The sequence below is a fragment of the Micromonospora sp. A3M-1-15 genome (genome assembly GCF_024213425.1).
Lineage (GTDB): Bacteria > Actinomycetota > Actinomycetes > Mycobacteriales > Micromonosporaceae > Micromonospora > Micromonospora chersina.
The window spans coordinates 293,174-306,058 of record NZ_JANAVK010000004.1; the positions used below are offsets into that span (position 1 = coordinate 293,174).

The 12,885-nt window shown below is 75.4% G+C and carries 10 protein-coding genes; 8 read left to right on the forward strand and 2 right to left on the reverse strand.

The window, feature by feature from the left end; genetic code table 11:
• Positions 1-65: 65 nt before the first annotated feature.
• Positions 66-587, forward strand: a complete 522-nt coding sequence (locus tag NLX85_RS21855; protein ID WP_254337997.1) for a DinB family protein — start codon at positions 66-68, stop codon at positions 585-587.
• A gap of 6 nt (positions 588-593) precedes the next feature.
• Here NLX85_RS21855 and NLX85_RS21860 read toward each other — a convergent pair whose 3' ends face one another.
• Positions 594-1,466 (reverse strand): carbohydrate kinase family protein, encoded by an 873-nt coding sequence (locus tag NLX85_RS21860; protein WP_254337999.1) that lies wholly within the window; start codon positions 1,464-1,466, stop codon positions 594-596.
• A 63-nt stretch (positions 1,467-1,529) separates the two neighbouring features.
• On the opposite strand from NLX85_RS21860, the gene NLX85_RS21865 reads away from it, so the two are divergent.
• Both NLX85_RS21865 and NLX85_RS21870 read left to right on the forward strand, forming a co-directional pair.
• The gene (locus NLX85_RS21865) at positions 1,530-4,763 is read left to right on the forward strand and encodes a DEAD/DEAH box helicase (protein ID WP_254338001.1); all 3,234 of its coding nucleotides are present in this window, start codon (positions 1,530-1,532) and stop codon (positions 4,761-4,763) included.
• Positions 4,760-5,713, forward strand: coding sequence for an SWIM zinc finger family protein (locus NLX85_RS21870; RefSeq protein ID WP_254338003.1), 954 nt, complete (start codon positions 4,760-4,762; stop codon positions 5,711-5,713). The genes NLX85_RS21865 and NLX85_RS21870 overlap by 4 nt, the downstream gene beginning before the upstream one ends.
• 15 nt (positions 5,714-5,728) lie before the next feature.
• On the opposite strand, the gene NLX85_RS21875 is transcribed toward NLX85_RS21870, so the two are convergent.
• Positions 5,729-5,986, reverse strand: coding sequence for a DUF3040 domain-containing protein (locus NLX85_RS21875; protein WP_089013185.1), 258 nt, complete (start codon positions 5,984-5,986; stop codon positions 5,729-5,731).
• A gap of 452 nt (positions 5,987-6,438) precedes the next feature.
• Here NLX85_RS21875 and NLX85_RS21880 point away from each other — a divergent pair, with 452 nt between their 5' ends.
• From NLX85_RS21880 to NLX85_RS21900, 5 genes are all read left to right on the forward strand, one after another.
• Positions 6,439-8,469 carry a DUF1800 domain-containing protein gene (locus NLX85_RS21880; protein WP_254338005.1) on the forward strand — a complete coding sequence of 677 codons (2,031 nt, stop codon included), beginning with the start codon at positions 6,439-6,441 and terminating at the stop codon, positions 8,467-8,469.
• An 8-nt stretch (positions 8,470-8,477) separates the two neighbouring features.
• Positions 8,478-9,857: a DUF1501 domain-containing protein gene (locus tag NLX85_RS21885; protein ID WP_254338007.1), complete on the forward strand. Its 1,380-nt coding sequence runs from the start codon at positions 8,478-8,480 to the stop codon at positions 9,855-9,857.
• Positions 9,854-11,269: a ferric reductase-like transmembrane domain-containing protein gene (locus NLX85_RS21890; RefSeq protein WP_254338009.1), complete on the forward strand. Its 1,416-nt coding sequence runs from the start codon at positions 9,854-9,856 to the stop codon at positions 11,267-11,269. The genes NLX85_RS21885 and NLX85_RS21890 overlap by 4 nt, the downstream gene beginning before the upstream one ends.
• Positions 11,270-11,282: 13 nt before the next feature.
• Complete coding sequence (locus NLX85_RS21895; protein ID WP_254338011.1) at positions 11,283-11,867, forward strand: FMN-binding protein; 585 nt, start codon at positions 11,283-11,285, stop codon at positions 11,865-11,867.
• 109 nt (positions 11,868-11,976) lie between these two features.
• Positions 11,977-12,702: an FAD:protein FMN transferase gene (locus NLX85_RS21900; protein ID WP_254338786.1), complete on the forward strand. Its 726-nt coding sequence runs from the start codon at positions 11,977-11,979 to the stop codon at positions 12,700-12,702.
• The last annotated feature ends 183 nt before the right edge of the window (positions 12,703-12,885 follow it).

The following is a 12,885-nucleotide window of genomic DNA, read 5'->3' on the forward strand; positions in this document are numbered from 1 at the left end:
CGATCGTCGGCCCGCAGCGGGATGAGGGGCAGCGGGCCGGCGGGCCCGGGGACTAGGGTCCGGGGATGGCGGAACCCGCGATCGACCCCACCCTCGGTCCGGTCCTCGCCCGCACGGGCGACGAGCGGGCCATCCTCGAATCGTTCCTCGACTTCCACCGGGCCACCGTGCTGCGCAAGGCGAGCCGCCTCTCCGACGCCGAGGCGACCCGCCGCCTGGTGCCCTCCCGCACCACCCTCGCCGGGCTGCTCAAACACCTGGCCCTGGTGGAGCGGAACTGGCTGCCCTGCCTGTTCGCACCCGGGCCGGGCGACGTCTACCTCACCAGCGAGGCCGACGCCGAGGCCAGCTTCACCCTCGACCCGGGCGAGACCCTCGACGGCCTGGCCGCGGCCTACCGGGCCGCCTGCGCCCGGTCCCGGGCCGTCGCGGCCCGTTTCGACCTCGACCACGTGGTGCCCCACCCGCAGCTCGGCGAGGTGTCGCTGCGCTGGGTGCTGGTGCACCTCGTCGAGGAGACCGCCCGGCACGCCGGGCACGCCGACATCCTGCGCGAGCTGACCGACGGCGAGACCGGGGCGATCTGACCGGCCTCAGTCCCGGGGCAGCAGCCCGGCCGGATACTCCATGCCGTCGTGGGTGCAGGCGGCCGCGGCCACCCGGGCGGCGTACCGGGCCGCGTCGAGCGGAGTGGCGCCGCGCAGCCGGGCGGCGATCAGGCCGGCCGCGAACGCGTCGCCCGCGCCGTTGGTGTCGACCACGGGCGCCGGCGGGGTGGTCGCCGGCACGTGCACGGGCGGGGTGTCCGGGCCGTGCAGGGTCGCGCCGGCCGCCCCGCCGGTCACCAGCACCGTCCGCGGCGCCAGCCCGGCCGCCACCTTCCCGGCCCGGTCGCCCAGCCGGACGTCGCTGACGAAGACCAGGTCGGCCGCGTCGGCGAAGGGCCGGTGGTAGTCGTTCTCGCCGTCCCAGTCGTGCAGATCCGTGGAGAGGGACACCCCGGCGCCGAGGGCGGCCCGCAGCGCCGGCAGCGCGTCCCGGGCCCAATCCATGATCGACACGTGCACGTGTCCCGCCTCGCGGACCAGCCCGGCCAGCTCGGCCTCGGCGAACGGCGCCGGGCCCGACCAGGGACGCGGGTCGTAGAGCGACATCCGCCGGCCCGTCGGGTCGACCATGTTCACCGAGCGGCGGGTGCCGGCCGGCGCGTCGGCCAGCACGGCGCGTACCGAGGTGCGGGCCAGGGCCGCCCGGACCACGTCGCCGGCCGGGTCCGCGCCGAGCACGTCGACAAGCGCCACCCGCAGGCCGAGGGCGTGCGCCGCGAGTGCCACCCCGGCCCCGGTGTTGCCGATCCGCAACTCGATCGGGGGCACCGCCAGCGAGTCGGCGGCCGGCAGGGGGAGGGCGGGCACCTGGGCGCGGATGTCCACGCCCAACCCGCCGATCACGAGCAGATCGACCATGGCGCCGACACTAGTCCGCGCCGGCCGCCTATCCTGGCCCCGGGCGTCGTCGAGGGGGAGTGCGTGCTGGTCATCCACGGGTTGTGGCTGTCCGGCCGCGGGCTCGCCCTCTGGGCCGAGGACAGCAGGCTGCCGGCCCGCGCGCCCCGCCGGCCCGGCCGCGCCCCCCGCGAGCGGCCGCACCCCTTCGCCGCCGACCACGCCGCCCTGGCCGCCGCGCTCGGCGGCCCGCCGGGCGCGCCCGCCTCCGTGCTGCTCGACCTGCCCACCCGGGCCGGCTCCCCGATCGACTCACCCGAACTGGTCCGGACCGCCGTCGGGGAACCGGCCCGCGGCCCGGTCACCCGCGCCGGCTGGCGGGTCCCCGCCCTGGTGTACGCCCCGGACGCCGCGTTCGCCCTGCTCCGGGCGCTGGAACCGGCGGAGGCGGTGCCGGGGGCGAGCCTGCGCCACCTGGCCGAGCTGGCCGACTTCGCCGCCGACCTGGTCACCCGCGGCCGCGTCCTGCCGGCTGTCGCTGCTCCCGGTGTCGACGCGGTCCGCGCCGACGGTGGCCGACTGCGCGTGGTCGACGACTCGGACGTGGTGACGGCGGCGGCGCTGTGGCGTCCGCTGCTCACCGGCACGGACGCGGCGTGGGCCCGTTCGTTGGCGCTCGCCCTGCCCCCGGCCGCCCGCGCGGCCCGCGAACCGCACCCCGTCGCCCCGGATTCGGGTGCGTCCGTTGTCGCCCTGGCGACAACAGATGCCCCCACAGCAGCGGACGGCCCGCCTGCGGCCGCACCGTCCCCGTCCGCTCGGGGTGACGTGGCAGCGGCCGCACCGGGCCGCTTGATCGCGGCGGGCGGCGTCGAACCCGGGGAGCTGGTGGCCGATGCGCTTGACGCGCTCGTCGACGCCGCCGCCCGGGCCGCCCTCGGCGACACCCGGCTGCCCCGGGGCATGCGCCCGGGCGGGCCGGTGCCGGGCTGGCTGGCCGCGCTCACCGGCCCGGAGCGGGTCTTCGCCGCCGAGCCGGCCGCCCTGGACCTGCTCCGGGCCGAGCTGGACGCCTGGCAGGGCGACGCCGCCGGCGGCCCGGTGCGGGCCGCGTTCCGGCTGGTCGAGCCGGCCGCCGACCCGGTGGCCGAGCTGGTCGAGGGGGGTGCCTGGCGGGTCGAGTTCGGCCTGCACCCGACCGACGAGCCGGGGCTGGTGGTCGACGCGGCGCACATCTGGCAGCGGCCCGCGCCGGCGCTGGCCGCGCGCGGTGTCGACCCGCAGGAGACCCTGCTGGCCGAGCTGGGCCGGGCCAGCCGGCTCTGGCCCGAGCTGGACGCCGCGCTGCGCACCGCCGCGCCGGAGGGGATGGACCTGGACGCGGACGGCGCGCACCGGTTCCTCCGGGAGGGGGCGCCGGTGCTGCACGCGGCGGGCTTCGGGGTGCTGCTGCCCTCCTGGTGGCGGCGCTCCTCGTCCCGGCTCGGCGCGCGGCTGCGGGCCCGCAGCCGGACCGCGCCCGGCACGGTGGCCGTCGCGGCCGGCGGGCTCGGGCTGGACGCCCTGGTCGACTACCGCTGGGAGGTGGCCCTCGGCGACCAGCCGCTGACCGCCGAGGAGCTGGCCTCGCTGGCCGATCTGAAGTCGCCGCTGGTCCGGCTGCGCGGTCGCTGGGTCGAGCTGGACCCGCAGCGGCTCGAAGCGGGGCTGCGGCTGCTCCGCTCCTCGGGCGAGCTGACGGTGGCGGACCTGCTGCGGATGGGGCTGGCCGGGGCCGACCGGGCCGGGGAGCTGCCGGTGCTGGAGGTGGCCGCCGACGGCGCGCTGGGCGAGCTGCTGGCCGGGGAGGCGGAGCGGCGGCTCACCCCGGCCGACCCACCGTCGGGGTTCGCCGGGACGCTGCGGCCGTACCAGCGGCGTGGGCTGGCCTGGCTGGCGTTCCTCCAGTCCCTCGGGCTGGGCGGGATCCTCGCCGACGACATGGGGCTCGGCAAGACGGTGCAACTGCTCGCGCTGCTCGCCGGTGACCCGCCGGCGGCCGGGCCGACGCTGCTGGTCTGTCCGATGTCGCTGGTCGGCAACTGGCAGCGGGAGGCCGCGAAGTTCGCCCCGCGGCTGCGGGTCCACGTGCACCACGGCGCCGAACGGGCCCGGGGCGAGGCGTTCGCCGCCGCCGTGCACGCCGCGGACCTGGTGCTGACCACCTACTCGGTGGCGGCGCGGGACGCGTACGAGCTGGCCGGGATCGACTGGCACCGGGTGGTGGTGGACGAGGCGCAGGCGATCAAGAACGCCTCCACCCGGCAGGCCGAGGCCGTGCGGTCCCTGCCGGCGCGGCACCGGGTCGCGGTCACCGGCACCCCGGTGGAGAACCGGCTCGCCGACCTCTGGTCCATCATGCAGTTCGCGAATCCGGGCCTGCTCGGGCCGGCGGCCACGTTCAAGAAGAAGTTCGCCGAGCCGATCGAGCGGCACGGCGACGCCGAGGTGGCCGAGCGGCTGCGCCGGATCACCGGCCCGTTCGTGCTGCGCCGACTCAAGACCGACCCGTCGATCATCACCGACCTGCCGGAGAAGCTGGAGATGGAGGTGCTCTGCAACCTCACGGCCGAGCAGGCGGCGCTCTACCGGGCGGTGGTCGACGACATGATGGCGAAGATCGAGTCCAGCGACGGCATCGAGCGCCGCGGGCTGGTGCTGGCCACCATGACCCGGCTCAAGCAGGTCTGCAACCACCCGGCCCAACTGCTGCACGACGGCTCCGCCCTGCCGGGCCGCTCCGGCAAGCTGGAACGCCTGGAGGAGATCGTCGACGAGGTGCTCGCGGCGGGGGAGAGGGCGCTGCTCTTCACCCAGTACGCCGAGTTCGGCGGGATGCTGCGCGGCCACCTGTCGGCGCGTACCGGCCGGGAGGTGCTGCTCCTGCACGGCGGCGTGGGCAAGGCCGAACGGGACGCCATGGTGACCCGCTTCCAGTCCCCGGAGGGCCCGCCGCTGTTCGTGCTCTCGCTCAAGGCCGGCGGCACCGGGCTCACCCTGACCGCGGCCAACCACGTGGTGCACGTGGACCGCTGGTGGAACCCGGCCGTCGAGGACCAGGCCACCGACCGGGCGTTCCGCATCGGCCAGCGCCGCCGCGTGCAGGTACGCAAGTTCGTCTGCGCCGGCACGGTCGAGGAGAAGGTGGCCGCGATGATCGCCGACAAGCGCAGCCTCGCCCAGCGGGTGGTGGGCAGCGGCGAGCAGTGGGTCACCGAACTCTCCACCGACACCCTGCGCGAGCTGTTCGCCCTGGAGGCCGGGGCGGTGGTGGAGTGACCACACCGGACGGAGGGTCGCGGTTCGCCGAGTTCGGGCCGCCCCGGCGGGTCGAGGGCGGCCTGAAGGCGCGCAGCACCCGGGGCGCCATCGGCCGTTCCTGGTGGTCGCGGCGGTTCCTGGAGGTGCTGGAGTCCTTCGCGCTCGGCACCCGGCTCACCCGGGGGCGGGCCTACGCGCGCCGGGGCCAGGTGCTCCGGCTCGACGTCGCGCCCGGGTTGGTCACCGCCAGCGTGCAGGGCTCAAGGCCGGACCCGTACCCGGTGCGGATCGGGTTGGCCGCCTACCCGGACGAGGTGTGGGAGCGGATCGAGGCGGAGCTGGCCGGGCAGGCGTTCTTCAGCGCCCGGCTGCTCGCCGGTGACCTGCCGGCCGAGCTGGAGGAGTTGTTCGCGGCGGCCGGCGCGCCGCTGTTCCCGGGCGCCGTCGGCGAGCTGGCCCAGCACTGCGGCTGTCCCGACTTCGCGGTGCCGTGCAAGCACCTGGCGGCCACCTTCTACCTGCTCGCCGAGGCGTTCGACGCGGACCCGTTCCAGCTCCTGCACTGGCGCGGGCGCGCCCGGGGCGACCTGCTCGACCGGCTGCGTACGTTGCGCGGCGCCGCCGCACCCGGCGGCGCGCCGGGCGGCCCGGCGGCGGACCCGGACGGACCGGCCGTCCCCGCGGCCGCGGACGGCGGGCCCGGGCCGGCGGCGCGGCCCGTGGCCGGTGCGGGGCGGGTGCTGGGTGGCCTGCCGGCGGTCCCGCCGGACGACGAGGTCGACCGGTTCTGGCTGTCCCCGGTGGCGCTGCCGGACCGGCCGCCCACCCTGGCCACCGGACCGGAACTGCTGCTGCGCCAGCTCGGCCCACCCGGTGCCGCGATCGGCGGCCCGGGGCTCGTCGAGCGGCTCCGCCGGGCGTACCGGCGGTTCGGTCGCGAAGCGACTGACGCGGACGAACCGCGCTGACCGCCGCCGGCACGGTCATAGCCAGCGGCGGCGGAACCGCCACATGAGGCCGGCGTTGGCGAGCAGCACCACGGCGCAGATCGCGCCGGCCAGCCGCCCGGCCAGTACGGTCATCGCCGGCAGCGAGGCCCACAGCACGATCGTCAGCAGCATCAGGTACCGGCCTCGGCGGGCCCGGGCCCGGTGGTCGAGCCGGGCGAAGAACTGCGGGTCGCTCTCCCGCAGCTGGCGGGTGATCTGTTCGAACCTGCGCTGATCCTCTTTGCTGAGCATGGCGGTGCCTTCCCCTCACGGCTTCAGCGGTTCGGCGGCATACCCGCAACGGGGGCGGGTCACGCGCCGCTCCTGCTGCCGGTTTCGCCGAGCGGGACGGGGCTGGACGCACCGGTCGGAGACCTCAGCACGGGCTTATCCGTGCCTTAAGTTTCCCTGAGCGGTTGAACGCCCCGAACAGCGCCGCGACGGGGAAAAACGTTACGTCCGGGCGGTCGCCGCCCGGGTTGGCCCTGCTCCGGGCACCGCCGGTCCGGGCCGGTCCCACGGGCCGTCGCGGGGCCGGCCTGAGCACCGTCTTAAGTGCCCTCGGCGGCGGCATCGGCGTGCCTTGAGCGCCCGGATGCGCATGGTTACTTTCCCGTAGCAACTCCTCCGGCAACCGTCGCCGCCCCTCCGCCCACCCCCTGGGTGGCAGGCGAGCCGGCGCTCGAAGAAAACGGGACAGCTACATGGCCGACCTGAACGTGCCACCGCGTCGACCCCGGGACGACCGCGGCTGGGACGGATACCAGCACCCCCATCCGGACGGGTACCGCGACAACGCCATGCCGTACGCCGGTCCCGGCGGCCCCGCCACCCCGGCGGCCCCGGCGTCCGGGCCGCAGTGGGTCGGGCCCAACGGGTTCGCGGGCGGCGGCTACCCCCAGCCGTCCGGCGGGTACGCCCCGCCGCCCGGCCCGGGACTGCCCAACCTGGACGACGACGAGGAGCCGCGTCGCGGCCGGCGCAAGGCCCTCGTCGCGCTCGGCGGCGCCGCCGTGGTCGCCGGCGGCGCCGCCCTCGGCCTCTCCCCGCGGGTCCGCGGCCTGTTCTCCGACGACCCGGTCGCCGGTGACGCCACCGGCACGGTGGTCACCGACGGCACGTCGGCCCGCCCCAGCGGCCAGCAGCCCAGCACGGTGCGCACCTACACCGAGCAGAACGAGAGCTACATGGGCTCCCGGGCCGGCGCGGCGCTCAAGCGCAACGCCCCGTCCGGTGGCCGGATCTTCGCCAGCCCGGCGGCCGCCGCGGCGGCCACCCAGGTGACCGTCAAGACGGTGCTCGCCAAGGACCCGATCCGCCACCTGGCCAGCCGGGCCACCTTCGGCCCGACGCCCAAGGTGCTCGCCGACATCAAGCGGCTCGGCATCGACGACTGGCTGCGCCAGCAGCTGGAACCGGAGAAGATCCCCCCGACGAAGGCGGAGCTGAAGCTGGCCGAGCTGCCCTCGCTGAAGCTGAGCCCGACGCAGCTGCGCGACCAGCGGGACCAGCTCAACGAGCGGGGCGTCGACCCGGCGCGGGAGACCGTCGACGCCACCATCGCCCGGCAGATCTGGTCCGACCGCCAGCTCTTCGAGGTGATGGTCGACTTCTGGAACGACTTCCTGCACGTCGCCGCCGACTTCGACGGCGGCGAGATCTACCGCAACTCGTTCGACCGGGACGTCGTCCGCAAGCACGCGCTGGGCAGCTACCCGGAGATGCTGGTGGCCGCCAACAAGCACCCGGCGCTGCTGATCTACCTGAACCAGACCGAGTCCCGCAAGGACGCGGTCAACGAGAACCTGGCCCGGGAGAACCTGGAGCTCTACTCGGTCGGCGTGGACGGCGGCTACACCGAGAAGGACGTCCGCCAGGCCGCCCTGCTCCAGACCGGCCGGGGCGTGGCCGACGGGAAGTACGTCTTCCACGCCGACCGGCACTACCTGGGCAAGGTGAAGATCCTCGGGTTCAGCCACGCCAACAACTCGGCCGACCCGAAGGTCGCCGACAAGGTGATCGACGACTACATCCGGTACATCGCGCTGCACGCGTCGACGGCCGGCTACGTGGCCCGCAACCTGGCCACGCGGTTCGTCTCCGACACCCCGCCGAAGTCCCTCGTGGACCGGCTGGCCAAGGCGTACACCACCAACCGGGGGCAGATCCGGCCGGTGCTGGCCACGCTGTTCAGCTCCTCGGAGTTCTGGGCCGCGGTGGGCCAGAAGGTCCGCCGGCCGATGGAGTACCTGGTCGCCACGTACCGGTCGCTGGGCGTGGGGCCGGAGGCGTCCGCGGGTTTCGACGGCGACAAGCGGCGCACCCCGTTCGCCCAGGGGCTGCGGCAGGTCCAGGACAAGATGCGCGAGCTGGGCCAGTTCCCGATGGGCAAGCCCACCCCGGACGGCTACGCGGACGTCTACGTGGCCTGGACCTCCGCCGGCACGATGGTCGACGGCTGGAACGAGGCCGGCGACCTGATCGGCGGCTGGCGCAAGCAGTTCACCTACGTCAAGCCGGAGAAGCTGGTGGCGAAGCCGCCGGCCACTGCCGGGGCGTACGTGGACGCGCTGGCCCAGCGGCTGGTGCACCAGAAGCTGAGCGCCAAGGAGAAGGCCCTCGTGCTCGGCGTGGCCGGGGTGCCGGCGGGCGCCAAGGTCGACGCCACCTTCAACGGGGCCATCGCCGCGGTCGCGCGGACGATCCTCGCGTCCCCCCAGCACCACCTCCGGTGAGGCATTCGATGGAGATGACCGTGAACCCGTACCCCCTGCACCCCGAATGCCCCGACGTTCGGCGGCTGGCCGACAACCCGGCCGAGGCGCTGCTGCGCGCGGAGGCGGACATCGTCGCGGCGGAGAACGCCGCCGAGGCGGACCGGTACCGCCGGCTGGAGGAGCTGGAGGAGGCCCAGCAGGACGGCCGGGGCGTCACCCGGCGTACCTTCGTCGCCGGCGCCGCGGCCACCGCGACCGCCCTGGCCACCGCCCAGTTCGTCACCACCTCGGCGTCGTTCGCGGCGACGAAGACCGGCACGCTGATCCACGTCTTCCTCTACGGCGGGCTGGACGGGCTGAGCCTGGTCGCCCCGGCCGACGACCCGGTGCTCAGCCGGACCCGCCCCGACCTGCTGCTCGGCGACGACTCGCTGGCCCTCGGCCGCGGCTTCAAGCTGACCAGCGCGTTCGCCCCGCTGGAGCAGTGGCTCAAGGCCGGCCAGCTCGGCTTCGTGCCGGCGGTCTCCGACCCGCGGCTGTCCCGCAGCCACTTCCAGGCCGCGGACGCCTGCAATCTGGGCGGCCTGCCCGGTGAGACCGGCGGCCGGGGCTGGCTGGACAGCCTGGTGGACACCCTCGGCAAGGGCACCGCGTTCCGCAGCGTCGGCATCGGCAGCACGCTGCCCCGCTCGCTGGTCGGCGTGAACGGCGCGATCTCCCTCAACAACGTCGGTGAGCTGCGGCTCAACGGCGACGACAGGTACCGCGCCGCGACCGAGAAGGCGATCCGTGGCCTCTTCACCGGGATCAACCACCCGGTGGAGGAGGCGGTGATCGAGGGGATGGGCGCGCTGGCCACCGCGCAGAAGCTCGCCGCGAAGCCGTACGCGGCCGCCGCCGGGGTGAAGTACGAGGGCGTCGGCTACGCCTTCCAGCAGCTCGCCCAGCTCATCAAGGGCGGCGCGAACGTCCGGGTGGCGACGGTCGGCATGGGCGGCTACGACACCCACGAGAACCAGGGCACCCGCGAGGGCGGCCAGCTCTGGCGCCGGCTCAACGAGCTGGCCAACGCGATGGCGGCGTTCTTCACCGACCTCGGCGACCGGGCCGGCGACGTGACGGTGATGGTGTCCAGCGAGTTCGGCCGGCGGGTCGCCTCGAACCAGGGTGGCACCGACCACGGGCACGGCGGGGTGGTTACCATCCTGTCGGGGCGCAGGCTCGCGGGCTCGCTCCTCGGCACGTGGAACGGGTTGAACGATCTGGACAGCGGAGACGTACCCGAGTACAACAACATGTTCAACGTCTACGGGTCGGTCGCGCAGGGCCGGTTCGGACTGACGACCGCACAGGTGGACAAGGTCTTCCCCCGGCAGAAATACGCCCCCATGAAGCTGTACGCGTGACATACCAGGACACGTACGCCACCGGCCGCCGTACCGGGCCCTCCGCCCCGTACGGCGGCCGTCCGGCTGCCCCCGTACCCCCGGGTCGGCCGCGCCGGGGACCCGGCGGGCGGCGGGCGCTGGCCGCGGCCTTCTGGCTCGGCCTGGTCGCCGCGGTGCTGCCCTGGTGGCTGGCCACCCCGCCCGGCTCGCTGGCCGACACCACCGACGTGCTCACCGCGGCCGGCCGGATCACCGGCCTGGTCGCCGGCTACCTGCTGCTGGTCCAGGTGCTCATGATGAGCCGGCTCGGCGTGCTGGAACGGCGGCTGGGCGGCGAGCGGATCTCCCGGGCGCACCGGGACGTCGGCGCCACCCTGCTGGTGGCGGTCCTCGCCCACCTGGCGCTGCTGGTGGTCGGCTACGCCCGGATGGAGAAGAACTCGATCCTCGGCCAGGTCGGCGCCCTGCTGACCCACTACGAGGACATGATCTCCGCCTTCGTGGCCGCCGGGATCATGGTGGCGGTCGGCGTCACCGCGGTCCGGGGCGTCCGCCGGCGGCTGCCCTACGAGCTCTGGCACCACCTGCACCTGACCAGCTACCTCGCCCTGCTGCTCGGCTACGGGCACCAGTTCAGCAACGGCGCCCAGCTCTACGAGCCCGGCCCGGTGCGCACCGGCTGGATCGCCGCGTACCTGCTGGTGGTGGCCGCGCTGGTGTGGGGCCGGCTGATCGCCCCGCTGCGCTTCAACCTGCGGCACCGGCTGCGCGTCGCCGACGTGGTCGCGGAGAGCCCGGACACCATCTCGATCTACCTGACCGGGCACCGGCTCAACCAGATCGACCTGCTCGGCGGCCAGTACTTCCGCTGGCGCTTCCTCAACCCCGGCTGCTGGTGGCAGTCGCACCCGTTCTCGCTCTCCGCGGCGGGCAACGACCGCTGGCTGCGGCTCACCGTGAAGGTCGTGGGCGGGCACACCGCCGAGCTGCGGGATCTCCACCCGGGCACCCGGGTCTGGGCGGCGGGGCCGTCCGGCACCTTCACGGCGGCGCACCGGACCCGCGAGCGGGCCCTGCTGATCGCCGGCGGCAGCGGCATCGCCCCGCTGCGGGCCATGCTGGAGGAGCTGCCGCCCGGCGCGGCCCTGATCTACCGCGCCCGCACCCCGGCCGACGTGCTGCTGCACAACGAGCTGGACTGGCTGGCCCAGGCCCGGCGCACCTCGGTCTGGTACGTGATCGGCTCCCGCGACGACCCCGGTCCCCGCCAGGTGATGAGCCCGGAGGGGCTGAGCCGGCTGGTGCCCGACCTGACCCGCCGCGACGTCTACCTGTGCGGCCCGGGCGGCCTGGTCGACGAGGCGGTCCGGGTGCTGCGCCGGGCCGGCGTGCCGCGCCGGCAGATCCACCTCGCGACCTTCGAGCTGTAGAGAGGCCCCGCCCATGCGTCGCGCGCTCCTCGCGATCACCGGCCTGGCCGCCAGCACCACCGTGCTGGTGGTGCTCAAGGGCGCCCCGGGCACGAGCCAGGCCGCCCAGGACCGGCCGGTCGCCGAGGCACCCGTCGTCCCCGGCGGCTCGGCGGCCCCCGAGCGGACCCCCGGGGGCGTCACCCCCTCCGCGCGGCCCGGAGCGTCGGCGAAGCCGAGCGCCAGCGCCGCCGCCAGCCGCACCCCCGGCACCCGGACCAGCGCCACCACCCGGGCCACCACCGCCGCGCCGCGGACCACCACCAGCGCGCCGAAGGTCACCACCCGGACGGTCACCGGGCCGGTGGTCAGCTACAAGTACGGCTCGCTCCAGGTGCGGATCACGCTGAGCGGGAGCCGGATCGTCGACGCCACCGGCCTCGGCATGCCGCTGGACGGGCAGTCGGGGCTGCGCAGCGACGACGTGCAGGCCCGCTACAGCGGCAGCTCGGGCGAGGTGGTCGCCAAGCAGAGCGCCAACCTGAGCACCGTCTCCGGGGCCACCTACACCAGCACGGCGTACAAGCAGTCGCTCCAGGCCGCGTTGGACAAGGCGTGAGCGCGAGGAGTGAGCCGGGTTTGCGAGCCCCGCAGTCGCGAACGAAAAGCGGCACTGCGTGAGGCAGGTGGGTGCCGGCCGTCCGGGCCTGCGTCGGGTCGAGCAGATCATGGGTACGGCGATCAGCCTCGACCTGGCCGACGACCTGCCCGCCGCCACCCTGCACGAGCTGGCCGAGCGGACCTTCGCCTGGCTGCGCGAGGTGGACGCCCGGTTCAGCACCTACCGGTCGGACAGCGAGGTGTGCCGCCTGGACCGGGGCGAGCTGCCGCTCGCCGAGGCGTCGGCCGACCTGCGGGCGGTGCTGGAGTGCTGCGCCGACCTGTGGACCGGGACCGACGGGTTCTTCGACGCGTACGCCACCGGGCGGCTGGACCCGTCCGGCTACGTCAAGGGCTGGGCGGCGCAGGTCGCCTCCGACCGGCTGGTCGCGGCCGGCGCACCGAACCACTGTGTGAACGCCGGCGGCGACGTCCGGGTACGCGGTCACACGGCCACCGGCGACCCGTGGCGGATCGGCGTCCGGCACCCCTGGGACCCGGCCGCCACCTGCCTGGTGCTGACCGGCACCGACCTGGCGGTCGCCACCTCCGGGGTGTACGAGCGCGGCCACCACGTCGTCGACCCGCGCCGGGGCGCCCCGGCCGTCGGCCTGCGCTCGGTCACCGTGGTGGGCCCCGACCTCGGGGTCGCCGACGCCTACGCGACGGCCGCCGTCGCCATGGGTGAGCCCGGCATCGCCTGGCTGGACGGCCTCCCCGCGCCCTGGCGCCACGCGGTCGTGACGGAGGACGCCCGGCTCCTGCAGTCCCGGGCCCTGCCGTCGACGACCTGATCCGGGGCGAGGAGAGGTCAGCGGAGGGGACGGTGGTTGGTGGCGGGGCGGGAGCCCCGGGGCCGCGAGCCGCGGGGCCGGGTGCCCCACGGGCGGGTGAACGCCCAGCGGTACGGGCGGCGCCGGTGCCGCGGTGGCTCGGTACCGCCGCTGTGGCGGGCCGCGTCGTCCTCGGACATCGTC

What these genes read in the sequence shown, in the direction of transcription:
- NLX85_RS21855 (WP_254337997.1), top strand. Translation starts at nt 66, where the DNA reads ATGGCGGAACCCGCGATCGACCCCACCCTCGGTCCGGTCCTCGCCCGC.
- NLX85_RS21860 (WP_254337999.1), bottom strand. Translation starts at nt 1,466, where the DNA reads ATGGTCGATCTGCTCGTGATCGGCGGGTTGGGCGTGGACATCCGCGCC.
- NLX85_RS21875 (WP_089013185.1), bottom strand. Translation starts at nt 5,986, where the DNA reads ATGCTCAGCAAAGAGGATCAGCGCAGGTTCGAACAGATCACCCGCCAG.
- NLX85_RS21880 (WP_254338005.1), top strand. Translation starts at nt 6,439, where the DNA reads ATGGCCGACCTGAACGTGCCACCGCGTCGACCCCGGGACGACCGCGGC.
- NLX85_RS21885 (WP_254338007.1), top strand. Translation starts at nt 8,478, where the DNA reads ATGGAGATGACCGTGAACCCGTACCCCCTGCACCCCGAATGCCCCGAC.
- NLX85_RS21895 (WP_254338011.1), top strand. Translation starts at nt 11,283, where the DNA reads ATGCGTCGCGCGCTCCTCGCGATCACCGGCCTGGCCGCCAGCACCACC.
- NLX85_RS21900 (WP_254338786.1), top strand. Translation starts at nt 11,977, where the DNA reads ATGGGTACGGCGATCAGCCTCGACCTGGCCGACGACCTGCCCGCCGCC.